The following is a 24,925-nucleotide window of genomic DNA, read 5'->3' as shown; positions in this document are numbered from 1 at the left end:
CCGGGAATAAGGACAGCGTCAGTCAATATTGCAGTTGATAATATCTACAGCACCTTCGTCCCAATTCCTGATTCGCTTGTTCTCCACCGCCAACTCGATCACGGATAAAAGCTTCTCAATCGCTATCGGCTTGGCCAGATAGTCGAAAACACCGTTTCGCATCATCTTGAGAGCATTTTCAATGACCGGAAAACCAGTCAGGAGAATTATTTCCACTGCTATTCCATGCTTCTTGATAATCGTGAAAACATCTTCGCCCGAAAGACCGGGCATATTGCTGTCCAGTAGGACAACATCCACGTCACCCTTTTCAAGCACATGCAGGGCGGCCATTCCGTCGGCAACCGCCACAACCTCAAATCCGGATTTATCAAGGATGTGTTGCAGACTTGCCCTGAACCGATCCTCATCATCGACAATCAGAATCCGTCCTTTATTGCTCATGACGACCTCGTTCCATCTGCGGGAATTGCCACCGAAAAGACTGTCCCCTTACCGGGTGAGGACTCTACATCGATAGTGCCTCCCAGCTGATTGATAATGCGCAGACTTACAGCGAGACCAATTCCTGTTCCCTCTTCAGAACTTTTGGTTGTGAAAAAGGGAGTGAAAATATGAGGGAGATTTTCTTCAGCAATACCGGAACCATTATCAGCAACAGTGACAATAATTCCTTCACCCTCACGCCTGCTGGAAATGACAATCTCCCCTTTCTGACCAACGGCCTGAATCGCGTTTTTAAAAAGATTCAAAAATACCTGCCGCAATAACGGAGGATCCGTGTTGGCAAAAAGGCTATCTGATGAAATATCGCGAATCACCTTTATCTTTTTCCCTTCAGCTTCTTCCTCCACCAGCACAAGCAATCCTTTCAACAGTTTGTTGATGTCCACACGTTGTGTGACTGGCAATCTGTTCCGGGCCATATCCAACAATTTGCAAGTGACTTCTGAACATCGCTGAACCTGAGCCCTGATGACTTCTATACTTTCATCAATCTCATCCGTAAGCGGACAACTCTCTGAAAATTCAAGACTAACCCTTATTATCTCGGCTTCCTGCATAATTATATTCAAAGGGTTATTAATCTCATGGGCTATACCGGCAGACATTTCATCAAAAGAATTCATGCGCTTAAGATGAGTAAGCTGGCATTCCAATTCAAGATTTCTGCGCCTTGAGCGCAACAACTGTTGCTGAATAGCCCCAAGCAATGAAAAACCGGCCACACCAGCAATAACTCCAACAAAGGCTGTGTAACCTGCATTGACCAGTGATCCTGCGGCACAGATTAACACAAGCCCGAAAAAGACATGTCGTAACACATTGAAATCTCTAACTTCCAGAGCGGACATTTTCTCCACCACCTTCACGTTTTAAGACCGCATGCTCATAAGCACTTCGAATCCTTTCAATAAGGTCGTCGATTTCAAAAGGTTTAAGAATATAGTCATAAGCTCCGTGACTTATTCCTTCCAGACCGGAAGCTACTGAGCTGTGACCCGTAAGCATGATCACTTCCACTTCACTATGCTTACGGCGCATATGTTTAAGGGCATCCATTCCGCTCATACCGGGCATCCTCACATCAAGAATGACGACATCCACAGGATTGGCGGAAAGAAAATGTAAAGCTTCAGCTCCACCGGAAGCCACTTCGACATCAAAATTTCTTCTTTCTAGCCTTCTTTTGACCAGCTTCAAAAAATCAGCTTCATCATCCACAACAAGCAGCTTTATTCTGGACATGATTCCTCCTGAATGAAGATATTCCTGTTAACCAGCGGCAACCGCACAATAAACTGCGCTCCGCCTTCAGGCTTATTTTGGGCCCTGACACTCCCCCCTATTCTGTTGAGAATCGTATAAATAATGGAAAGGCCTAATCCCGTACCTTCCCCGGCTGACTTGGTGGTGAAAAAGGGATCGAACACCTTGTTGAGGAGTTCAGGTGGAATTCCCGGACCGGAATCAGCAATTTCGAGCTCAACGAAATCACCCCCGCTTCGGGTTGAAATCCTTATAGAACCGTCATTTTCCACGGCATCAATTGCATTTTCCATGAGATTTAAGATAACCTGCTGGATCTGGTTAAAATCAGTTGAGATAGCAGGAAGGTCCGGGCTGAGATCATACGTGACCCAAATGGTCCGGTATAAAATTTCATTATCCAGAAATGACACTGTCTCCCGGACCAGCTGATTGAGATCGACATCATCCTGCACCGGTTCCATGCTGCGGGCAAAACCAAGCATTCTGTGTGTTACCGAGCGGGCCCGTTCCACATGACGTTCAATATCCCCAAGGGCCTCTTCCAGCTTTGGAAGGGAAGCCACACCCTCGAAATCACCATCAGTAATCATGTCCCTGACCCAACCTGCACTTTCCCTGATAATGGAAAGGGGATTGTTGACCTCATGGGCCACTCCGGCAGCCATTTTACCAAGTGATGCCATCTTTGAAGACTGCATGACCGTGGCATCCATAAGAGCCTTGTCTTTATCCGCAACCATTAATTTACTGATGATGGAAGTGATGACGAAATATGTCCCGGTAGAAATCATCAGAGCACAGACAAATAGCAATACAAAAACGAGTGACTGATCACGAATAACCGGGGAAAGCTCCTCTTCAGGATTTTCAAGAACTACGAGACTCCAGTCGACCATGCCTAATTGCATTATCCCGGCCACAATTCGAGTCCCGTGATCATTCCATTTAATTATATCGACACTGCCACCGGGAGAAAAACCGGGAAGGATTGCCTTGGAAAGAATCTCGCCGTTACGTCTGGATGATGTCTGCAGCAAGGAACTGGAGTTGATTAAATATGCATCACCCAGCAACCCGGTACGGACGTTACTCACCAGTGAATTAAAAACATCAGAATCAATGGTGGCCCGCAAAATCCATGTCCGACCCAGTTCACGGCGTTTAACGGCGATCACGAAATGAGGAAAATTCCTGTACCCCATAAAAACATCACTGATAAACACCCCTTTAAGCATGGCCTGATTGAACCACCGCTGGTCCTGATAATTGATGTTCTTCAAATCATAAGGACCGCAATAGGCAACATGGTTACCCTGCTGATCAAATACACCAAGATCAATAAATGAATTCGATGTGCTGTAAATGGCATCAAACAGGCTGTTAAGTTTTTCCTGATTTGAAATTTCAGAAAAATAATTGGTATTGGCTATATTCTGTAATTGAACGACACGTTCCTCCAGAAACATATCAATGGCATCAGCCTTGTTGAGTACGGTCAGCCGCAGATTACTGCACAGTTTATCTTCATAGGAATCACTGAATTGATCATAAAGAACAAAGCCCAGCAGGAACAAGGGAATGAGCGAAAAGGACAGAGCTGTTGCAGTCAATTTCCATTTCAACTGGAGATAGTGGAAAGCTTTCATTTTCCACCTCCCGAGAGCAGGATCCCAATCTCCCTGTGAAATTTATTCCGATAGTTCTCAATCGCAGAACCATCCTTCATTACCATGTCCAGCTGCCGGGTCTGAACAAGCAGATATCCGGCAACAACCAATCCCCTCTCGACCATATCCAGAGGAAATCCTTCCATACGGGCGTAGAGGACATCCTCACTTACTGCGGTATGAAATCCATGTTCAGCCAATATTTCAGCCACCAGCCGCAATCTAAGGGAGCGTCTGCCCATATCTGCGGCCCCGCCCTTAAATTGAAAAAGGACGTAATTCATTTCCGTATCATCGCCGGCAAAACCCTCAATCGTGCAGTAATGAAAGCCCAATCGGGACTGCAGGCTGCAATAGTTACGGCCAACTATGAAATAACTGCGTTCCCCCATGCTGTTGCGCACTCCCGGAACCAGAGCCGGATTGCAGGTAGCCCCGAAAAGAACCGAAGCTAAACCGTCAGCACATACATCAGGAGGCCCTTCCCATGGAAAACCGGTCATGCCGTACCATAAGGACTTCATCGCATTGGAGCGGATATCCTCTAAACGCACATATCCGTCATCATTTGAAACAATATCATCCGAGATTCCACCGCCAAGATCGATAATCCAGTACTGCAGCCTTTCCCCGTCCATGATCTGCCTTGCGGAGTCATCAATTCCAGCACGCTCCTTAAACATTTCTACAACGGCTTTTTCATGGCAGAAACGTGTAATATCGTGCAGAGTTTCACATTTCTCCGGTATAAAATCCGGGCTGCGGGGATCAGTCAAAGTCAGGGGAGTAGTCAGCTTAAGTACAGATTCAAGAGCTTTTCGTACCGGAGTGTCTGAATTTCGAACCTTACTTTTTCCAACATTACTACCAAGGCTTCCCGAAAGAACCCGGCCCTGAACAGCGTCAACGATAACCTCTCCTGCTCCCTTCAGTTTCTCAACAGCACCGAGAACACCGATCAAAGCAGGTATCTCATACTCACGGGCCACATTTGCCAGATGTCCGGTACAACTACCGAATTCGGCCACAACGGCTGAGGCATCAGGGAGCAGAGCCGCCAGTTCAGGGCTGGCGACTCTGGTAAGGAGGACTCCCCCTAAGGGGAAATCGGCCATGTCTTGCCCATATTCGATAAAATAGGGAATTCCTGATGCAATCCCGGAACTTGCGGGCTGGCAGGAAGCTATAATTACAGGATAACTCTGCCCATCATTAAAGCTTTCCAGTACATCCTGTTGCGCCATTATTCCTAGAGGACGGCATTGCAGAACATACAGCATCCCATCACCGGTCAATGCCCATTCCATATCCTGCGGGCAATCGAAATGATCTTCCAGGGTCAGTACTGTTTGTGCTATACTGGAAAGTATTTCGTAATCGATTGACGGGACATTCTCTTTTTCCGGCCTCAGCCTCCGGCGGACAACGCTTCCATCGAAATTCATGAACTGTCCCCATTCCTGATCGGCAAGCTCCTCATGAAGAACTTCCAGAGAATCCCTGTCCAACCGCCAATAATCACTTCTGGTGATCCCGCTCACAATACAACTGGGCAGGCCATGCACAGCTGAAACAATTATCTGCCCTTCATGAAGCCCGGAAGGATCACGACTGTAAGCCACCCCACCGGCTACAGCATCAATCATTTCCACACAACCAACACACATAACCATTTCATCATCACGTATTCCATGATTCAGGCGATAGGTAACAGCGGAGGCAGTATACATACTGGCAAGAACATTACGATAAGCCTCTACCACCTCGTCAGGTGCAACTCCCAGTTCCGTATGAAATTGTCCGGCAAAGCTTGTCTCTGAACTATCTTCACAAAGGGCACTGCTGCGCACGGCATGAGAAATTTTTCGCCCGGCAGCCAATTGGTTTGCAGCAGCAGAGATTTCACTTTCAAGATCTTCTGGGAATTGACAGAGACTGATGGCTTCCTGAATATTTCTTTCCAGCACCCTGAGAGATGCATAGTTCTCTTCACCGCAAATCTGAGCCACCCTTTGCAGTTCATCTCCAAGACCGGTTTCCCGCAACAAGCTCCTAAAAGCAGAAGCTGTAATGGAAAAACCATCCGGGACGCGAATTCCGGGAATAGACGAGATCTCACCCAGCAAGGCCATCTTTGATCCGGCTTCGGAGATCAGACTGGAATTCAAATCTTGAAGGTTAAGAATGTTAGGCCCGTCATGACTCATTTCATCAACGGAGAGTTCCTTATCCATCAACGCTAGAATCCTGTTAAAAGTATCCTTGAGCCTTTCATACCTTCCGGGGGCAATACGGCACAGCCTCTCAATAATATTACGCACATCAGCGGAAATCCTGATATTTTCAGCCCTGACATAGGTCATTCCCACAGGCTTAACGCTCCGGGAAGCTTCAGTTAACTCAGCCATCCTTTTCAAGGCACTATTATTGGATGCAAGCAGCAGACGGAAATTCTCACATCTCTCCAAAAAGCGAGATGAGCTGCTGCGGTCATCAGTAGAAGGATTTCTCAATATACGGGAAATTGCATTTATGAAGGTTCGCATGGCTGCCTCCTGCATCAATGGATGCCAATCCTGGCTTCTCGAACCGCATCCATAATCTTGAAATACAATTCTTCAGTACTGACCGGCTTGAGAAGATAGTCAAAAGCCCCTCCTCCCGAGACTTGTGCAAGAGCTTCCATATTCGCATGTCCAGTCAGAATGATCACCGGTATGGACGGATTCACGGCTTTCAAACGCTTTAATGTCTCGATTCCAGACATTTCAGGCATCATGATATCCAGCACAACTGCGTCAAAGTCAGTCCATTCAATCATTCGCAAAGCCTCCCGCCCGCTTGAGGCAAGACTGACTTCAACATTGCGGCGAATAAGACGGCGTTTGTAAGCTGTAAGAAAATCATTTTCATCATCGACTAGAAGGACATGGATACTTTTCATTCTTTTTCTCCTTAATCCTCCCCAAGCGCAGGCCGGGCGGGAGTTTCCCGGCCTGCTAGTGAGGGGGGATGGTGATCAGCATTAAGCGGTCACAAAAAAATACGGCGGTCAAATTCTAAAAATCACGAACTGCCACAACAAGAGGCGCAACTGTCCAGAAAAACAGCAAGAGCAGAACCGCTGTGAGCACCACTGTTACGAAAGATTGAAATCCACCAAGTTTTCCAGTCTTATAAAGCCCTACGCCCACGAGAAGGGCCCGAACCGGCTCCATGACAACTGCCAGTCCCGGTATCCATGAGATGACCATCACTGCCCCGCTGGAATAGGCATAAACATTGAAAATACTCGAATAGGAAGCCATGGACGGAGTCATCATTCTCATAATGCAGAACGAAAAACAGGCCCCCAAAGCCGGCATAAACACAGCATTGGCCATCATAACCACGCCCATAACCAGTGAATTTTCGAAAAAATAGGTCATACTTACCGAACAGTAGAACAAGCCCGAAATCATCAGGAAAATGAGAGCACGCCTACTGCCCGTTTCATCATTGGCACTCTCAAAAAAGGAGGCAGGGGAACGTATAAGAGAAACCAGAGATTCCAGATACTCTCGCACTCCCATCTTCACAGCCGGTGCCTGTGTATTCGTCATGACGTACTCCTAGCTAAGGTAGCTGCTGATTCCTTCGACCAGCCCCCAAAGCAACATGGCTGAGGTCAGTACAAAAAGGATTTGCTGTTCTGTTTTTTTCGAAAAATATGTAGTTCCATTTTTATGGATGAATTTCTTTTCAACTTGCTTTTCAACTTTCATTAGCTATCCCCTTAAGATGCGGCCGGCCGGGACCGGCCGCGGGCTTGCCGGTTTAAAAGGACGGCAGGCTGCCGAAACCTATTCCGCTCCAGTAAACCGCTGTGAGCAGGATGATGAGAATATTCGCAACAAACCACATGGGAATCCCCACCCGCAGGTAATCCTTGGGCTCCAGATAACCTGAAGCATAAACGATTGCGTTGGGAGGAGTTCCGATGATCAGGCAGTAGGCAAATGATGATGCCACTGCGGTAGCCATGGCCATGAAAGGAAGGAAGGTTGTTCCGGGATGAACAATACTTGCCATATTCAGGGTAATCGGGCCTACAGCTGCGGCAGCAGGTCCGTCAGCCATCAGGTTGGTCAGCACTGCGGTAAGACCGTTTGAGGTCAGCATGAGCGGTAAACCTTCGCTCATGCCCAACGGAGCCAGCATGTCGATGCAGGATTGGGCCAGCCAATATGCAGCACCTGTTTGATCGAGAGTCCTGCCGAAGATAATCGCACCGGCATAAAGCCAGACAACACCCCAATCTACTTTCTCCTGATAATCTCGCCAGTTAACAACTCCAGCCAGCAGATAGGCGACCGCACCGGCAACCGCAATTACACCGATGCCGAGACGGATCGGGTATATGCCGATGTTGTAGAAAGCTTTTTCCGTGAACCAGCCGAAAACCATCACAAGAAAGATAACCATGGCCCAGATCTGATCCCTGTTCCAGCGTCCCATCTTGTTGATCTCGCTCTCAAGATGACGCATAGCCGGGGCCAAAGACGTAATCCGGGGCTTGAAAAGCATGTTACAAACTAACCAGGTAACCGGAATCATGGCCACTACAAAGGGCATGCAGTACATGATCCACTGTGCATAACCAATGTCCATACCGAACATATCAGTAAGGTAAGTCATCATGATTACGTTTCGTGCACCGCCTGAGGGAGCACCGGGGCCACCGATGTTACACGCCATAGCAATTGAAATCATGAGCATTTTAGCCAGTTCCTTATCTTCAGGAACTTCGTCGGTAAGGCTGTTCTGGTAAAGGAGCATACCGATGGGCAGAAACATTGCGGCAAGGGCGTGGTCGGAAATGAAAGCCGCAAGCGGGCTGATTACCACAAAGAAAATCAGGGTGATCCAGCGAACATTCGGCACTGCCAGCTTCTTGAACATGAGCATACACATGCGCTTGTCCACTCCGGTTTTAACAAAAGCAGCCGCAAACATGAGTGACCCCATGATAAACCAGACCGCATCACTCCAGTACAAGCCGGCAACCTGACTTCGAGTAACAACACCGGAGAACACTAGAATCAATCCGATGCAAAAGGCCACCCCCGGAAGGGGCATACACTCAGTCATGAAGCAGAAGACGACGAATACAACCATAGCGATGGCGACTTTAATTTTCCATGCCCCGCCATCAGCACTCTTTTTATCCTTTTGGGACAGGTCGGAATAATTCAAGTCCTTTATGCGCAGGCTGTACGCTCTTTTCATGATCTTCTTAAAGCCATCGTCAGAGATATTTTTTTCCACATAATCTCTGGCCTTAGCCAGGTTGGAAGGATCAACCGGAATCTTATACTTCTTGACCCACTTCTCGTCACGGCTCATAAACCGCTTCTTGCTTAAAGCGCCCATGCGCATGTTCCGTTCCATCATACGAGCCGTGAGCACCTGCCATTGTTCCACAGCAGCACTTCCTGCACCGAAAAGCTGTTCGCTTATGTAGTTGGTTACAACCTTAGGACCGACGGAATATTGCATCCCGACTTTTTTCATCCCCTGTGATGTGGGCAAAGCCAGGATGATAAAAAACAGAACTACCGGAATAATCAGCAGCCTCCAGTTGACAAACTTATCGTATCCGGTTGCTTTTTTCTTTGAGTTTGACATATGTTTACCTCTGTATTGCAAATCTGCTGTGATTATCTGGACGAAATAATTCGAGCTATTTCGTAAAAGAGTTCCTGCTCCCTGACGATGCCTACATCTTTACCGTTCTCTTGAACGATAATGCGTCTCTTGCCCGTGGTGATAAGGGCATTAGTCGCTTCCATAAGGTTCGCTGAGGATTCGATAGTCAGGAACTCTCCAGACAGCAGAGAACGAACAGTTCTGCCCGCAAGCTTCTCTGCAAGAGTTGTGAATTGGCCGTCCCAAAACATTGCCGAATATTGAAGGCTGTCCGCAGTGGAAGGTTTCGGTGCTGAAAGGTATTCTGGAAGAACCGCATAAAGAAGATCGCGGGGACTGAGAATGCCGGCAGTACTGCCGTCCGCGTTCCGTGCGATCACAGAACGGTGCCCGGACTCCATAAGCCTGTTTGTCGCAACCAGCCCCTGCATTGATTTACGCAAAGCGGTAATGGCTTCACTTACAGTGCTGTCCGCCTTGATCTCCGTGTACTCCTCAAGAGGAATCATTACACTTCCAACTGACTTTTCAGGCAGCGTAACTTTAGCCACACTGTGAAATGCATCATTGATTTTGGCTGCAAGAAGATCGATATCACAAGGCTTTGCCAAATAATCATAAGCACCTGCTGAATAGGCCTTTTTAGCTCCTGAAATATCACCATGCCCGGTGAGCATGATGATAGGAATTTTGGAATCCTTATCCCGGATCCTTTCAAGGGTTTCGTGACCGTCCATTCCGCCCATCCTGACATCAAGAATGATGACATCCGGCGAATGGTCCAGCATATCCAGTGCCTCTTCCCCGCTTCCTGCAAGCATCGTTTCGAAGCCCTTACGTGTAAGGATCTTCGCTGTTGTCTCACGAAAACGTTCCTCATCATCAACCATGAGGACTTTAATAATCTCCATTATATAACCTCCTTAAATTTCAACTTTAACCGGAAGGAAAGCTTATGTTTGACTTTCCTTCCGGGCCGAAAGAAATCGTTGCTTTTGTCTATGTATTTTTGCTGACGCCTCCTCTACATTTTCTAGCAGCTCCTTCATACTCACCGGTTTGATCAAGAAATCGAATGCACCCAATTTCAAGCCTTCCACCGCCGCCTCCATTGAGGCGTGCCCTGTCAGGATAACCACTTCCACAAACGGGAACTTCTTTTTGATTCGCTGCAAAGTTTCGATGCCGTCCATGCCCGGCATTTTGATGTCAAGAAAGACAACGTGTACATCTGTCTGCTCCAGCAATTCGAGTGCTTGTTTCCCTGACGAGCAGGTCAAAACTTCAAATCCTAACTTCTCGAACAGCTTCTTGGTAGTGCAAAGCAGACGCTCCTCGTCGTCTACAAGCATGATTCTTGTGTTCCTCATTTTGAGTTCATCCTTTTAAATTGATTGCGGTTGCACAGAGCAAACCAATGAAACCACACTCACTAATGCAGACGGCATGCCAACAAATAAAGCACTGATTTAAAAGAATAAATACACGCAACACATATCGCGCAAAGGGCAAAACAGAGGATGCTTTGAGCAAACAAAAACAGCAGAAAAAGCATTGGAAGAAATAAAGGGGCAAAAGCGGGGCTGTGGCACTGGAAATGCAAAGATTATCATGCAATAGATAAGAACAGGAGACGACATGCTTAATTACAATTTCATCTACTTCGACCGTAACGACCATCTGCTGGTTGAACTTTTCAACGATATTATTTCACGCAAGAAAGACCAGACACGCTTCAGGTCCTTGCTCAGCCCTTACCTCAAGCCCCACGGCATTAAAGAACTGGCTGCTCCCTACGGCATCAGAATTGCCTATGCGGCTTTTAACCTTCTTGGTTCTCTTGAATCAGATGAGGTTAACGAGAGACTGCGCGCCCTATCCGCCCTGAAAAATGAAGTTATGGCCACATCAAAAACCACACTGCGAAACAACAGAGCACGAGTTCTTATCCAGATCGCAAAAGAAATCATCAGATCGGGTAATGATGAACAGAAACAACTCCGGCTGGCTCATGACTTCAGAAGTGTTTCGTTCGGTAAAAGCAGCTTTATCCGTGAACAACTAAAAAAATACCATCTCCTTGAAATGCCGGAGGAATGGAATCAGCTGACATTTGATGACCGGGTGCACGATGCGAACAGTAAAGGAAGGAAATCCGCCTCCCATCTGGTTATGGACGCATGGATTAAAGGAATTCGCAGGTTGCGCGTTGTTTATTACGACTTCCTCTCCCCGGAAGTCGCAACTGAACTGTATTCTGCAGCGCAAATTCTGGATATAAAAGTAGAGTTCGGAATTGAATTAAGAGCACTGGTGCGCAACAGGTATGTAAAATTTGTGTGGACCCCGAAAAATATTATAGACCAAAATGATATTGCGGAATTTTTTGAAAACGCCAAAGTGCAGGAAATAATGCAGTTCGGAAGAACTTCCCAGGAAGTCCATGCTGAATATATCCGCCGGGTGACTGCAAAATTCAACTCTGTGCACCGGCAATCCATTGAACTTGAAGTCGGGGTCAAACTTCCTAATATAGACTACACTGAATTTCTAAACAGCTTGAAATCCGTAGCACCTACCCTGACCCATCTCGGGAAGTATATTCATGAAATTTCACTTCCCCACTTCAAACAGAGAGTGAAAGAGCTTGCCGCAATATATCTTCTTGCGAGTACTGAAGAAAAAAGCAGAATTGATAAGCAGGTAGACTCCATAAACCTGCTTGATCCAGACACTATCACTGTGCGCTATCTTTCCCCGCAAGCTAATTCTGATCTTCCTAACCCCGACAACCCAACTGCGCCTAAAAACAGGAATGATTCCACAGTCTTTTCACCTGAAGAATTAACAGCAAAACTGCTCAAAGCCAGCCCTTCCAGCAGAATAACCCTGATTCTGGAAAATATGGAATTGGAAGACGTTGTGGAACTTGTATACGATTGCAAAGGACGGATCACGCACTTTGAATTGATTAACCTTAAAAATATCACAGAAGAACATTTCCCGAACCGGGTTCCGTTCAACAAACTGCTGCAGGCACTGAACACAGGTAACTCCATAGGCCTAAAAAAAATAGTTCGTAGCTGTGTTGATAAGCTAAAAAAGACCGAAGAACCTGACAAGAGTGAACAACTTGAAAAGTTTATACATATCCAACATCATATAGAAGACTTAAACAACAGCTATAAACACCGCAAATTAAAAACTAAAATAGGAAGCGGATCTACCGGAGGATCATTACGGGCCATCGGTATGGGATTCGCTGTGGCCGAAACCCTGCCACCGCGTGCGCGAAAGGAAATCAAAGAAAATCCTGACAGAAAATGTCTACCTGTCTCCGCAAATATTTCCTTAATCATAAAATATACGTCGCAACGAAATATCCCACTGCTTTCAAGCAATTTCATAAACCATGTAAAAGATGCATTTCTCTTACGCGAAATATTACACCGGAAAGAAAAAAAATGGGAAATTTCCAACTACCGTATCGAACACGGACAGTGCGGTAATATTAGTCCATTGGGAGGATTATCGCAGAATACCGGAAACGGATTATCCTTAATCAGGCAAAAACCGGATACCGAGAATAAGACTGAACCGCAGTATATAAACAGTACACTCAAGAACATACTCAAAATTATCATCGGCTTCATACCGGCCTTTTTGACCTTTTACCTTACCAAGGACTGGTGGGTTCTGGCATGGCTGGGAGGGCTGATCTGGTTTTCCATCACCGGCTTCCGTAACATCATCCAGTCGATACTCGGTGGAGGAGGACTCAAGCGCTCACCTTATCTGGTCTGGAGCGATTTTATCAATTGGAACCGCATTGCCGATTCCCTTCTATTCACAGGATTCTCTGTTCCGCTTCTGGACTGGTTATGTAAATCAATGGTGCTGGACGGTCTGTTCGATATCAACGTAACCACCAACCCGACCATGCTTTACACAATCATGGCGATAACAAACGGAATATACATAACAAGTCACAATATCATGCGGGAACTGCCCAAAGAAGCTGCCTTCGGTAACTTCTTCCGCAGCATAATTTCAATCCCTATTGCCATTGTCTTCAGTTACACAATTTCCGCACTCCTCTATATTTGCGGAGTACCGGAAATAGACATGCTCATTCAGCAATGGGCAGCTGTCATATCAAAACTGGCTTCGGACTTTGCCGCCGGGTTTCTTGAAGGAATGGCGGACCGTAAGGAAAACATAACAGCCCGATCCTGGGACTACGAAGAAAAAATACGTCAGGTGTTGGACTTCTTTTCTGAAATGGAAGTCAGATTCCCGAACAAGGACCTGCTTTCACTCCTCGAAAATCCAGCAGAATTCATTAAGCTCTGCCGCAGGCGCGGGGTTTGTGACGATTCGATATTAATGGCAAACGCTTTGGACCTGCTCTATCTGCGCATGTACCAACCCCGGGCCAAAGAAGCCCTGCAACAAGCAATCAAGGGTATGTCAAAGAATGAAAAGAACATTTTCAGATCATCCCAGCAGATCCTGCGTGAGAAAAAATCCGTATCACACATCATAGTAGACGGCTTGATTGGAAATAATTTTTCCAAACCCCTGTCCTTTTATTTACGCAGGCACAAAGGTTACCTTTTCGAGTTAGACCGGATTATTGCTCCACAAAAAAATTAGAAGAACATATCCTTAAAAAAAGGCCGGAACCTGCCCTTCTGAAATATGCAGTTCCGGCCTTTATTAATTTAACACCAACTAACTGACAGCAGGCAGGACTATGCTGAATTCAGTTCCCTTATGCCGTTCACTTTTAACCCTCAAACTACCGTCAAGTGAATCTATTACAGTATGGCATACAGCAAGTCCCAGCCCTGTTCCGTGACTGTTTTTCTTTGTTGAATAGAAAGGCAGGAAAATGCGCTCAATATCTGTTTCATGGATACCTATACCATTATCACCAACTTTGATTAGAACATTTCCATTTTGATCCTCGCCTGCGGCTATGACTATCTCGCCGCCTGCTGAACCATGCTGTTCCACAACGGCATGAATGGCATTGTTTAACAAATTAACCATCACCTGTTGTAAAAGACCTTGATCCGCGAGGACATGAGGAGTCCGTCCGTCCACATCTATGATGAACCTGATTCCTTCCAACTCTGCTTTTTTCTCCACCATCTTGGCGACCAGTGGTAAATAGTCCACAATATTTATCTCTTTTAATTCAGGCTTATTCTGACGTCCAAAATTAAGAATTTCACGCGTAATCCCTGCACACCGATCAATTTGCAAATTTAATTGGCGACTAATCTCTGCAATTTCAGCACTGTTTTCGCATTCTCCGATTCTTTCCGTTTCCTCTTTCAACATCAGAGCAAGCAAAGCCAGATCACTTTTCATTATCTGCAAAGGATTATTTATTTCATGGGCAAACCCGGCTGACATCTCACCCAGTTCAGCAAGTTTGGCGGCGCGCAAAAACTGGCCTTCAAGTTCACAGACAGTATCAGCCTGTCTGGTTAACGTATCATACACCCTGTTACTGGCAACCACAGCCAACACAACCAGAACCGATCCTCCACAAACCAGTATAGCAAGGATCAGATATAGGGCACTGCTGCTTGAACGGAATGCGTCCGAACGTTTCTGGCGAACAACCAGTCTCCACTTGCCGCCGTTAAGGCTGGTAGACGCAAATATATATTTTTCGCCGTTCTCTGAACCGCTGAAAGTCATGACCCCGTCTTTCTGATCTGGATAACCATATGAATCCTGATCGAAAATGTCCCCACCGCTACGTCTGGAAGTCTGTAATCTGTTGTCACCGTTAATTATATATGCTTCTCCGGACACACCGATATTAACCTTTTCAACGATCTTTCTTAATGCAGCAGGACGCAACGTTGCCCGCAATACCCATTCTTTATTATCAATCATCTTTGATACTGACACATTCAAATGCGGCACTCCCCTCAGTCCGAGATAAATATCACTAATATTGTATCCATTGCTGACTGTTTCTTTATACCACCCTGAATTCAAATAGTTTTTATTCTCGAGCGGATATTCTCCGACATAAGCCACTTGATTGCCCTCAGCATCAATCAAACCTAGATCTGAATACATATCTTTCCTTAAACTACGCAGTTCTCCGAGCAACTCCCTAACTTGTTCTGTATCCCTGATGTCACCTCCGAGCAGATCCAATGATTCCATAAGGTCAGCCCTGCGTTCATTCAGGAAAAAGACTACCATCTCACCATGATCAACTGCTGCCAGCCTGACTGCAGACATAGCGAGCTGCTCCATAGACTTTATGTGGGAATAATAACCGATAGTTGCTGCCACAATTAATGGAACAAAGGGGACAGCTATCATTGATAACAGGAGCACCCTTCTTATTCCGTGATACTTGCGTGTTTTTTCCACGTGACCACCCTGTCTTCTTTGCTAGATTTAATTACATTATTTCAAATTATTACACCGAAAAAAATTCTGGTATAATTTCCGCATACATCTACAGGCAAAAGAAAAGCAATCACCATGCCGAATTGCCTTGACAAGTACACGGCTGCAACTCTAACGCTAATAATAGTGACACTGAAATTTTGAATTAAGATAAAAACATGGGATAAAGGCTATGTCTGAACATGCACAGACCATTGAACAAAACACCGGCTGTACGATTTTTCCCCAAAGACTCTGGAATAGGACGGGTCTACGCGGTAAGCTGCTGTTATCACTGCTGCCGACAATCCTGATCATCATTCTTATCGTGGGCGCAGCATCATATAAAGTTTCCAAGGATTACATCAGAATAGCTCTTGGCAGAACGGTAGCCATGCAGAATCTTGCAATTGTCCACGACATAGAAATATTCATGGACAATTGCGCAACAGACCTCCGGTATTTTGCTCTAAGCAAGCAGAAAAACGAAGATATCCGTATCCAGTTTCAAAACAGAATCATGGCCGGGGGCATTCCTTATTATGAACTGGCTTATATTCCGGCCTCCACCGGGAAGCCGCAGATACTGGTCAACAGAAACGGCAGGGTGACAGAACTTGATGACACGTCCCTGACAAGGGTCAGCCCAAACCCTTTGCTGGAACTTGAAAAATTATCATCATTGAAAGCTGCCGAAGTACGGCCTTCATACATCCGTGAAATTACCTATCCGGTACAGAACGCCAAAAACGGAAACATGCTGGTCAAAGAAAAGGTAATCCGCTTTTACATAAAATCCCCGAACAAAGAGGGGAACTTTGACGGAGTAATGTTCCTATCCGTGAAGGCTGAAAAATTGCGTGACTTTCTAACCCTATATGACTCCAAAAGATCCCCGCTTTGGTCTTTCCAGCGAAGCGAGGAGCTGCGGTTCAGCTATTTCGTTGACCCACAGGGTTGGATCCTTTTCCAGTCCATTCCAAAGGAAGATAACACATCTGAACTGACATCCTTTCTCGCAAGACAGAATTATCAAGGCACTTTGGGCAAAGCAGAGCACAATGTAGCCTTCCGACCAAGCGAAATTCACGCTGACTACTGGGAAAGAATCGGCAAAATTCAAAAGAAAGACAAAGGTCTGGAGTTCATGTTTCATGAATCCGGGCAGCACTCCTCTACAATTCCCACCCTTGCATATGCTCCGGTATGCTTCAAAAAACATCCCGACGCAGAGCCTGAAGTGTACGGCGGCATTATCTATACTGACCGAAGTGTTCTACCGAAAGTAGCGGGCTACGACTTCATGAATATTCTGCTTGTAGTCTCAGGTATCGCGGTTCTTGCAACAATTCTGGTTGTCTTATTTTTCGGCAGATCCCTGACCAGACCCATCAGGGAGTTTGCTGCGGTAATGTCAGAACAAACATCACTGGATCAGCTCAAAGAAGTGGATTTGCAGTATAAAGACAATGACCTGCAAGTGCTGCAAAAAGCTTTCAACAGAATTATACGGCATGTTAACAGCCAGTATATTCTGATGAAAGCCAAAGATGAAAAGCTTGTAGCCATCAACAGCCAGGAAAAGGCCGACCTGCAAAAGGAAAACCAAGCCCTTGCCAATATGGATGTGACTGTCATTCCTGAAATTATAGGCTATGGGAAACTGATCAATAATCTCAAGAATGAAATACTCAAAGCCGCTGAGGTGGACGTTGATGTACTTGTTTACGGTGAAACAGGAACAGGAAAGCAGTTGGTTGCTGAAGCGATCCACAACAACAGTGCCCGCCGGGAAAAGTCTTTCATTTCAATTAACTGTGGAGCACTGGATGAAAATCTTCTTCTCGATGCACTCTTTGGACATGTCAAAGGAGCATTTTCAGATGCAAAAACAGACCGCAAAGGAGCTTTCATAGAAGCCGATGGCGGCACACTGTTTCTTGATGAAATCCAATCAGCTTCACTGAAAGTCCAACAATCACTGTTGCGGGCCATTGCTTCCCGCCGACTCAAACCGCTGGGCAGTGATCAGGAAATCGGCTTTGATATAAGGATCATTGTCGCCACCAACGCCGACCTGACAACCCTTATTAAAGAAAAACTCTTCCGGGAAGACTTATACTACCGTCTTAAAGTTCTCATGATCCAAACACCGGCACTCCGCGAACATCCGGAAAGTATCCCACTTTTGAGTCTGTATTATATGAAGCAGGCCGAAAATCTCACTGACAAAAAAGACATCACCCTCAGTCGCGGGGCTGTTTCCAAGCTCAAGGGTTACCAATGGCCCGGGAACGTCCGGGAACTGGTCAACAGCATAACAAGAGCTGTCGTTATGGCTAATGACAAGCTCATTCAAGCTAAAGAAATCAAACTTGAAAATGAACACTGCTCCTATGCAGAATATGAGCACCCAGAAGCTAAAAAAGAAAAACTAGAAATCGAAGACACTGTTCCCCATCATGATGATACGCGCGACGAAATCATGGAACAAGAAGAATTGCGGAAGACTCCCCTCAATGAACGCCAGCTCAAGGCATGGGAAGTTATCCGCACAATGGATTCAGTCTCCCGCAGTGAATATCAAAAAACCGTAGGAGGAAGGCTTCCGTCCCGGACAGCCATTTACGACTTGCAAATACTGGTCAAAGCCGGAAAACTTCGCAAAACAGGACGCGGCCCGTCAACCCGATATATAGTGGAATCATAAACTCTGGAGCCAACAGCTTAAGTTGCAGGAAAACATTATTTCCCCTGCAACCTGACATTGCGCAAACTAAGATTTTGCCAGATCATCAACAATCGGCAAACCAATTAAGACACTTAAATATAAGAACAAAAAAACAACAAACAATTCCAAGATTATGGCATAAGCTATGCAAAACAAGTCCTCAATAATATGTGCAAAGCTAACCTTAAGGAGGACACTACAATGAAACTCAGAATATCTGCTCATGGCCGTTCGTGCGATCTGGCCCTGCATCCGGTATCAGAAAAAACTGCAAAGACTATTAATGAATATGGTCCGAAAGTTTATTCTATGAAAATCATGAATTGGTGGCGGAAAGGCAAAACAACAACATGGGGCATGAAAATTGATTCTGACTGCTCTTTAAGAATCACTCTTGACGACAAACCGGTTGAATTCGACTACGCCAAGATCACCCAAAACCCTGTAAAAATACGACGACGCATCTTTCTCGACAGTAACGCAAAGTATCTTGCCGTTCTCGGCTATGACAATGAAATATGTAAATTCTCATGGGAATGGGACAATGTGACAGAATTCAATCCTGATAAATTTGAGTTCATGCTCCACCAATGGGACCGTATCATGGGCGAAGACGACTATTTCATCCTCGACGATGCAAGGTATAATGGCGAATTTGCAGACCGCAATGACTGGTGTGAGGCTCAGGGATTTACTCTTGTAGAACCCAAAATTATTGACCTTGAACAAGTAAGGCACGAGTTTGCCGAGCAGGGAGATCTGCCCCATCGCGGCACTCCCTTCCCTTCTCCTTCAATCAATTTCCTTTAGTACAAATCTGGGGCTGCCATAAGCGATTTCCCCTCGTTTAAGGCGACAATCAATGACAAAATCCTATGGCAGCCCCGATTACAGAAAACCTATTCAGTCAGTGATAAAGCAATTTCATTTAAACGCTCTGAAAGAGCCTTGCGTTTTTCCGGCAACAATTTTTCAAGATCTATCGAAAGATCAACGCCCTGCTCACTGTAACTGATAACATTGCCATATTCAGCGCAAGAGCCATCCTCACCGCAGATTGAAATCACGGCATATGGTTGAATGCTGCGGCGAATACCTTTAACCGCTATAGGAGTGCGTTCTTCAGCATTCACAATTTTTCTGACTAAACTATAAGTCTCGGAGGACATAAGAACTCCGCCGGGATCTGCCTGCCCTTCAAGACGGGCAGCAAGGTTAACTTCCCCGCCAATAATCGTATAATCCATCCGTGATTCAGAGCCGAAGTTGCCAACGTTGCAATACCCTGTATTAATGCCCACCCGCATTTTAAAAGGCTTATCGAAACCCATGCCCTGCCACTCTTTTTCAAGCTGCACCATGCGTTTCTGCATCGCGACCGCCATGCGAACACAAAGCTCGGCATCTTCCTTTACGCCTTTAGATTCAGGATCGCCAAAGAACATGAGCATTGCATCACCTATGAATTTATCAATGGTAGCTCCATACTCAAGAGCAATAGCTGACATCTCGGTAAAATAATGATTGAGCAAAGCTGTAAGGTCTTCAGGCTGCATGTCATCTGTCGTCTGGGTAAAATCTTTTATATCTGAAAAAAAGACCGTAAGTTTCTTACGCTCTGTAGATAAAACAACATCCCGGTCACCGGAAAAAATTGAATAATAAACCTGTGGAGAAAGATATTTAGCCAGTTTTGCAGAAAGCCCTTCGAGCATTTCATTCTTTTCATCCAAGGAACTTAAAGTTTCGGCCAGTTCCGCCTGTGCCTTTTTTCTCTCTGAAATTTCGCTGCCGAGTTTTCGGTTCCACAGCACAATCAGACCTATGATTAAAAGCACACCACCAGTAATAGGCAATGCCCAGGTCATGACTGTGTATATATCCAAGCCGTGATCAAACTTCAGGGCCAGCCATTTTCCGTTAAATTCTTCAGCCTGATCATCGGAAATAACGCTCAAAGCCTTATTTAATATTTCAAGCAACTCCGGCAAATCTTTACGTACAGCCATTGCAAGCGGCATTACATAATCAGTTGCAGCCGCTACCTTTAAATTCGTGATCCCTTTTTGCTCAATAACATAACTACTCGTAGCCAAATCATTGATAAACCAATCTACCTTACCCAGCGAGACTGCATTTATTGCATCAAGAACTGTCGGATATATTACTAATTCCAATTCCGGATAATCTGAAATCAAATATTCATGGGTTGCATATCCATCAACCACAGCGATTCTATCATCCAAGATATCAGACAACTGGCTGATTAGCGGAGTTTGTTTAGATGAAAACACAACAATAGGAAATTCAATATATGGATCGGTAAAAAGGAGGTATTTCTCCTTTGCTGGGGTTTTCGCTACTGAAGACAAAATATCCAATCGCCCTTCCTTGGCGTACTGAAGGACTTCTTTCCAGTTCAAACCACTCACAGGAGTAATCGAAACATTAATCTTGCCCTGAATAAATTTCAAATATTCAGATGATATCCCATGAATATTGCCATCCATATCAACAAATTCTAAAGGTGCGCTTTGCGGATACATTCCAAGCTTTAATTGTGGATGAGACTTAAGCCACGACCATTGTTCTTTAGTAAGAGAAAATACCTTTTGCTGAAAATCAGATTCATTAAAGTAACAATCTAATATAGATTGCTTTTCATCCTTACCTATAGCATCGAGTCCTTTCTGAAGTATATCCCTTAAAATTGAATTATCTTTAGCAACAGCCACACGAATCTGGCCAGGTAAATCAGTTTTCCATAGACTAACCATCTTTAAATCAAGCAAAGTATATTTTTTAATAAAGTAAGAAGCTACAATTTGGTTACCTATGTATGCATCAGCTTGTCCTGTTACAACAGCTTCAAGAGCCTCCTGCGTAGTCTTAACAAGCAATATTTTAATTTCAGGATAGTCGGCCTGTAAATTACAGGCAATGGCATAACCGTCCTCCAAAGCAACTGTTTTTCCAAATAAATCTTCAGCAGAAAAAATGTCTTCACGATCCGCCGTAGTAAATATGGCGGAATAATATTCCATGTAAGGTTTGGTAAAAATAAAATCCCTGAGTCGTTTTGATGTTTCATTCAATCCCGGCGCGGCATCAACTTTTCCTATTTGGAGTTTTTTCATCTGGGCTTGCCAGCTAGTATCAAAAACAGGCTCAATATCGAGACCGACTTTACTGGCTGCAAGCCGAATATAATCCGCTGCGATACCGGCATAAGTACCATCTTCCAGCTTCATCTCAAATGGAGGCCAATTGGGGGTTGATGCCAATAACAGTATAGGGTTTTGTTGAATATATCTCTTTTCTTCATTAGTTAAAACAACGCTGGAACCCGCTTTGTCATCTTGATAAAAACGATCTCCAGAACTTTTATTCCAACGCTTATTAATTTCTTCAAGCCTCTGCTTCTTGATATCCCGGAAACCTTCATTAATTATCTTTATTAAATCAGTGTTACCTTTAAGGACGCCAGCATGAACGGTATTGGATGTAGTTGAATTCGGTATTCGAATGACAAGTTCCTCGCATCCCAACCTTCTCGAAATCATCGAAACAGTCGTGACTTCACCAAAAATAACATCAACTTTACCAGCTAATAATTCATTTACAGACACATCATGGTCAAGATACTCGTTGATCGTAATATTATTAAAATTTTCCTTTAGGTAATCAGCTTGATAAGTTCCTGCGACAACCCCAAATTTCTTACCATCCAATTCAGCCAACGAAAAAGTTTCAGAATCAGCCAGCTGATAAAACGCACTATTAACCGAATGCAAAGCATCTGAAAAATCCAACCATGCTGCACGCCGATCACTCTTAAATAAGCCCGAATGAATATCCACCTCTCCTGATTTGACCATAGCCAAAGTTTCATCCCAAGTTCCAGCGACGAAATCTACCTCTATCTTTGTCTGCTTACTCCATAACTCCCATATTTCAACAAGAATTCCAGCGTGATCACCTGTAGGCGTATAAAAAAACATCGGTGTATAGTTACTATCTATGGCAATGGTAATTTTATCTTTAGCCTGAACCAGCTGAAAGCTAAGTAGAAGAATTAAAAAAGATATAAATACAGCAAAACGCATATGATGTGGATAAGACATAACTGCCTCACATGAATTTGAATTATAATACAATCGCTACTGACTTACGGCATTTTCCCCCCCCCAGACAAGGGAAGAGAAGATAAGCCCCCAATGCGCAACAGCTGCATTCAAATACGGAATTGATGTAGCAATATCATTTTTATTGGTGTAATAGACTCCATGTATATACTTTTAATCATGTGCGATCTTGTTAAAACATCAGGAGTTGGGGAATGAAAATTACCAGACATATGTGGCCGGTGCTTATTGTTTCTGCACAGTTCGATGCAAAGAACGATGAAGGCTTAAGGCTGCGCAGCCTTGAAGATGAATTGATCAAAGAACAGGAATGCTCGGTTTATCCTTCATACAGCTATGAAGATGCTGCTGAAATATTCATTTCACGCGCCGATCTGGGCGCTGTTGTCATTGACTGGGATATTCGCTTCGAGCGTGACGACGAAGAAGAAAGCCCCGGATATCTCCTTAATGAAATCCGCAAACGGAATAAGAAAATACCCATTTTCCTGCTGACTGAGCGGGTTACCATGGAAAACATCCCCACAGAGGTACTCGCCCAGATCAATGAATGCCTCTGGAAGACTGCCGATACCGCTGAATTTCTGGCCGGGCGTATCGAAACCCGCCTTGTGGAATATGTGCAGTCTGTATTTCCGGTCTTTTTTGGAGAAATGGTTAAATACTCCGAAGCATACAAATACGCATGGCACACTCCCGGGCATATGGGCGGCGAAGGGTTCCTCAAAAGCCCCGCCGGGGTAGCCATGCACAAGTTCTACGGCGAAAACGTTTTCCGCTCCGACCTATCCATATCCGTACCTGAACTCGGTTCCCTGCTTGATCACAGCGGCGTTGTCGGTGACGCAGAAAAGAACTCCGCACGTGTTTTCGGCGCAGACCAGACCTACTACGTGCTTAACGGCACATCCAACGTCAACCAGATAATCTGGCGCAGCCAGCTGGTCCGCGACGATATCGCCTTTGTGGACCGCAACTGCCACAAATCTCTGAACTACGCTATGGTCATCACTGATGCCTACCCCATCTACATGGTCCCCCGGCGAAACAAGCGCGGCATCATCGGCCCCTGCCGCCTTTCCGAATTTTCCGAAGAATCCATCCAATCCAAGGTCCGCGACAACAAGCTCATCCCCGAAGAGCTTAAAAAGCAGAGCGTGCGCATGTCCGCACTGACCAACTCCACTTATGACGGAGTCTGCTACAACGTCATCAATATCAAAAAACAGCTCCAGAAGAGCGTGGACAACCTCCATTTTGATGAAGCTTGGTACGCTTACGCCCGGTTCCATCCTATGTACAAAGACCACTTCGGCATGGCTGACGATGACCGCAATGAGCACCATCCGCCCATCTTCTGCTCCCACTCCACCCACAAGCTGCTGACCGCCTTCTCACAGGCTTCCATGCTGCATGTCCGCGACGGAAGCAGCATCAAAATTGACCCTGACGAACTCAATGAATCATATATGATGCACGGCTCAACCTCACCGCAGTACAGCATGATCGCTTCCCTTGATGTTGCCACCAAGATGATGGACGACAGCGGCGAAGTGCTTATGCATGACACTATGGTCGAGGCCGTGAATCTGCGTAAAAAGGTTTCCATGATCGCCAGCGAGATGAAGGAACAGGGCAGCTGGTTCTTCGAGATGTGGCAGCCGGAAAAAGTCCTCGTAGGCAAAGATTACAAAAAGTTTGAAGACGTAGATACGGAATACCTGTGCACCAACCAGCACCCGTGGGTGTTCTCTGCCGAAGACAACTGGCACGGCTTTGAGGACATGGAAGACGAATACGCCATGCTCGATCCCATCAAACTGACTTTCACCACCCCGGGGTTGCGTCATGACGGAACTATGGAAGATGAGGGAATCCCGGCCTCAATCGTAACCGACTACCTGATCAATCACGGTATCGTCTGCGAAAAGACCGACTATTACTCCTTCCTGATGCTGAACTCCATAGGAACCAACAAAGCCAAACAGGGGTCACTTCTTGCCGGACTGCTCCAATTCAAAGAAGCATATGACGCCAACCTGCCTCTTGATGTTGTCCTTCCCGCTCTGGTCAAAGACTACCCGGAAACCTATGCCGGAGTTGGAGTAAAAGACCACTGCAACGCTATTCACAACTACTACAAGGAACATAAACTGCTCGATAAAATGCAGGCTGCATTTCAGGTTATACCCGAACAGGCCATCAAACCATCCGAAGCATACCACGCCGTAGTCCGCAAAAACGTTGAGTATGTCGAGCTTTCCGAGATGAAAGACCGCATCCCGGCGGTTATGGTTGTGCCCTATCCTCCAGGCATCCCGGTGATCATGGGCGGTGAGATCCTCAACGATAAAGCCCAGCCAGTTTTTGATTACCTCATGGCCCGTCAGGACTTTGAAAACGTATTCCCCGGATACGAGAGCGATATCCACGGAGTGGAACGCATTGAGCGCGACGGTAAGAAGTATTTCAAAACCATGTGCCTGAAGAAATAA

General features: G+C 45.5%; 17 protein-coding genes. 4 read left to right on the top strand and 13 right to left on the bottom strand.

Annotated elements, in window-relative coordinates; genetic code table 11:
- Window positions 1-18: 18 nt before the first annotated feature.
- The 11 genes from ACNI29_RS16835 to ACNI29_RS16785 form a co-directional block, all read right to left on the bottom strand.
- Window positions 19-444 (bottom strand): response regulator, encoded by a 426-nt coding sequence (locus ACNI29_RS16835; RefSeq protein WP_419779532.1) that lies wholly within the window; start codon window positions 442-444, stop codon window positions 19-21.
- Window positions 441-1,355, bottom strand: coding sequence for a sensor histidine kinase (locus tag ACNI29_RS16830; RefSeq protein WP_419779531.1), 915 nt, complete (start codon window positions 1,353-1,355; stop codon window positions 441-443). Before ACNI29_RS16830 ends, ACNI29_RS16835 begins: the two co-directional genes overlap by 4 nt.
- Window positions 1,336-1,749 carry a sigma-54-dependent transcriptional regulator gene (locus tag ACNI29_RS16825; protein WP_419779530.1) on the bottom strand — a complete coding sequence of 138 codons (414 nt, stop codon included), beginning with the start codon at window positions 1,747-1,749 and terminating at the stop codon, window positions 1,336-1,338. The genes ACNI29_RS16830 and ACNI29_RS16825 overlap by 20 nt, the downstream gene beginning before the upstream one ends.
- The gene (locus ACNI29_RS16820) at window positions 1,737-3,419 is read right to left on the bottom strand and encodes an ATP-binding protein (protein ID WP_419779529.1); all 1,683 of its coding nucleotides are present in this window, start codon (window positions 3,417-3,419) and stop codon (window positions 1,737-1,739) included. The genes ACNI29_RS16825 and ACNI29_RS16820 overlap by 13 nt, the downstream gene beginning before the upstream one ends.
- Window positions 3,416-5,986, bottom strand: coding sequence for a PEP/pyruvate-binding domain-containing protein (locus tag ACNI29_RS16815; protein ID WP_419779528.1), 2,571 nt, complete (start codon window positions 5,984-5,986; stop codon window positions 3,416-3,418). The genes ACNI29_RS16820 and ACNI29_RS16815 overlap by 4 nt, the downstream gene beginning before the upstream one ends.
- A gap of 14 nt (window positions 5,987-6,000) precedes the next feature.
- The gene (locus tag ACNI29_RS16810) at window positions 6,001-6,384 is read right to left on the bottom strand and encodes a response regulator (protein WP_419779527.1); all 384 of its coding nucleotides are present in this window, start codon (window positions 6,382-6,384) and stop codon (window positions 6,001-6,003) included.
- Window positions 6,385-6,499: 115 nt separating this feature from the next.
- Complete coding sequence (locus ACNI29_RS16805) at window positions 6,500-7,042, bottom strand: hypothetical protein (protein ID WP_419779526.1); 543 nt, start codon at window positions 7,040-7,042, stop codon at window positions 6,500-6,502.
- A gap of 9 nt (window positions 7,043-7,051) precedes the next feature.
- A complete protein-coding gene (locus ACNI29_RS16800; RefSeq protein ID WP_419779525.1) occupies window positions 7,052-7,204 on the bottom strand; it encodes a hypothetical protein in 153 nt (50 codons plus the stop codon).
- 52 nt (window positions 7,205-7,256) lie between these two features.
- The gene (locus ACNI29_RS16795) at window positions 7,257-9,107 is read right to left on the bottom strand and encodes an SLC13 family permease (protein ID WP_419779524.1); all 1,851 of its coding nucleotides are present in this window, start codon (window positions 9,105-9,107) and stop codon (window positions 7,257-7,259) included.
- A 32-nt stretch (window positions 9,108-9,139) separates the two neighbouring features.
- Window positions 9,140-10,039, bottom strand: coding sequence for a response regulator (locus tag ACNI29_RS16790; protein WP_419779523.1), 900 nt, complete (start codon window positions 10,037-10,039; stop codon window positions 9,140-9,142).
- A 42-nt stretch (window positions 10,040-10,081) separates the two neighbouring features.
- Window positions 10,082-10,480: a response regulator gene (locus ACNI29_RS16785; protein WP_419779522.1), complete on the bottom strand. Its 399-nt coding sequence runs from the start codon at window positions 10,478-10,480 to the stop codon at window positions 10,082-10,084.
- Between the two features lie 286 nt (window positions 10,481-10,766).
- Between ACNI29_RS16785 and ACNI29_RS16780 the strand changes: the two genes are divergently transcribed.
- Window positions 10,767-13,784, top strand: a complete 3,018-nt coding sequence (locus tag ACNI29_RS16780; RefSeq protein ID WP_419779521.1) for a hypothetical protein — start codon at window positions 10,767-10,769, stop codon at window positions 13,782-13,784.
- Between the two features lie 78 nt (window positions 13,785-13,862).
- On the opposite strand, the gene ACNI29_RS16775 is transcribed toward ACNI29_RS16780, so the two are convergent.
- The gene (locus ACNI29_RS16775; protein WP_419779520.1) at window positions 13,863-15,401 is read right to left on the bottom strand and encodes a sensor histidine kinase; all 1,539 of its coding nucleotides are present in this window, start codon (window positions 15,399-15,401) and stop codon (window positions 13,863-13,865) included.
- A 346-nt stretch (window positions 15,402-15,747) separates the two neighbouring features.
- Between ACNI29_RS16775 and ACNI29_RS16770 the strand changes: the two genes are divergently transcribed.
- Window positions 15,748-18,264: a sigma 54-interacting transcriptional regulator gene (locus ACNI29_RS16770; RefSeq protein WP_419779519.1), complete on the top strand. Its 2,517-nt coding sequence runs from the start codon at window positions 15,748-15,750 to the stop codon at window positions 18,262-18,264.
- 222 nt (window positions 18,265-18,486) lie between these two features.
- The gene (locus tag ACNI29_RS16765; RefSeq protein ID WP_419779518.1) at window positions 18,487-19,095 is read left to right on the top strand and encodes a hypothetical protein; all 609 of its coding nucleotides are present in this window, start codon (window positions 18,487-18,489) and stop codon (window positions 19,093-19,095) included.
- Window positions 19,096-19,184: 89 nt separating this feature from the next.
- Here the strand turns inward: ACNI29_RS16765 and ACNI29_RS16760 are convergent, their stop codons facing one another.
- Window positions 19,185-22,409 carry a transporter substrate-binding domain-containing protein gene (locus tag ACNI29_RS16760; protein WP_419779517.1) on the bottom strand — a complete coding sequence of 1,075 codons (3,225 nt, stop codon included), beginning with the start codon at window positions 22,407-22,409 and terminating at the stop codon, window positions 19,185-19,187.
- A 215-nt stretch (window positions 22,410-22,624) separates the two neighbouring features.
- Here ACNI29_RS16760 and ACNI29_RS16755 point away from each other — a divergent pair, with 215 nt between their 5' ends.
- Window positions 22,625-24,925, top strand: a complete 2,301-nt coding sequence (locus ACNI29_RS16755) for an Orn/Lys/Arg family decarboxylase (RefSeq protein ID WP_419779516.1) — start codon at window positions 22,625-22,627, stop codon at window positions 24,923-24,925.

Origin of the sequence: Maridesulfovibrio spiralis (SeqCode) (assembly GCF_048571135.1) — a bacterium.
Lineage (GTDB): Bacteria > Desulfobacterota > Desulfovibrionia > Desulfovibrionales > Desulfovibrionaceae > Maridesulfovibrio > Maridesulfovibrio spiralis.
Note: the sequence above shows the minus strand (reverse complement) of the source record. Positions and strands in the feature narration are given on the sequence as shown.

Bases quoted from the DNA above. Each gene is read 5' to 3' on its own strand.
- ACNI29_RS16835 (WP_419779532.1), bottom strand. From the start codon at position 444: ATGAGCAATAAAGGACGGATTCTGATTGTCGATGATGAGGATCGGTTC.
- ACNI29_RS16760 (WP_419779517.1), bottom strand. From the start codon at position 22,409: ATGTCTTATCCACATCATATGCGTTTTGCTGTATTTATATCTTTTTTA.
- ACNI29_RS16820 (WP_419779529.1), bottom strand. From the start codon at position 3,419: ATGAAAGCTTTCCACTATCTCCAGTTGAAATGGAAATTGACTGCAACA.
- ACNI29_RS16810 (WP_419779527.1), bottom strand. From the start codon at position 6,384: ATGAAAAGTATCCATGTCCTTCTAGTCGATGATGAAAATGATTTTCTT.
- ACNI29_RS16775 (WP_419779520.1), bottom strand. From the start codon at position 15,401: ATGTCTGCAGTCAGGCTGGCAGCAGTTGATCATGGTGAGATGGTAGTC.
- ACNI29_RS16790 (WP_419779523.1), bottom strand. From the start codon at position 10,039: ATGGAGATTATTAAAGTCCTCATGGTTGATGATGAGGAACGTTTTCGT.
- ACNI29_RS16755 (WP_419779516.1), top strand. From the start codon at position 22,625: ATGAAAATTACCAGACATATGTGGCCGGTGCTTATTGTTTCTGCACAG.
- ACNI29_RS16800 (WP_419779525.1), bottom strand. From the start codon at position 7,204: ATGAAAGTTGAAAAGCAAGTTGAAAAGAAATTCATCCATAAAAATGGA.
- ACNI29_RS16785 (WP_419779522.1), bottom strand. From the start codon at position 10,480: ATGCTTGTAGACGACGAGGAGCGTCTGCTTTGCACTACCAAGAAGCTG.
- ACNI29_RS16830 (WP_419779531.1), bottom strand. From the start codon at position 1,355: ATGTCCGCTCTGGAAGTTAGAGATTTCAATGTGTTACGACATGTCTTT.
- ACNI29_RS16765 (WP_419779518.1), top strand. From the start codon at position 18,487: ATGAAACTCAGAATATCTGCTCATGGCCGTTCGTGCGATCTGGCCCTG.
- ACNI29_RS16815 (WP_419779528.1), bottom strand. From the start codon at position 5,986: ATGCGAACCTTCATAAATGCAATTTCCCGTATATTGAGAAATCCTTCT.
- ACNI29_RS16825 (WP_419779530.1), bottom strand. From the start codon at position 1,749: ATGTCCAGAATAAAGCTGCTTGTTGTGGATGATGAAGCTGATTTTTTG.
- ACNI29_RS16770 (WP_419779519.1), top strand. From the start codon at position 15,748: ATGTCTGAACATGCACAGACCATTGAACAAAACACCGGCTGTACGATT.
- ACNI29_RS16780 (WP_419779521.1), top strand. From the start codon at position 10,767: ATGCTTAATTACAATTTCATCTACTTCGACCGTAACGACCATCTGCTG.
- ACNI29_RS16795 (WP_419779524.1), bottom strand. From the start codon at position 9,107: ATGTCAAACTCAAAGAAAAAAGCAACCGGATACGATAAGTTTGTCAAC.
- ACNI29_RS16805 (WP_419779526.1), bottom strand. From the start codon at position 7,042: ATGACGAATACACAGGCACCGGCTGTGAAGATGGGAGTGCGAGAGTAT.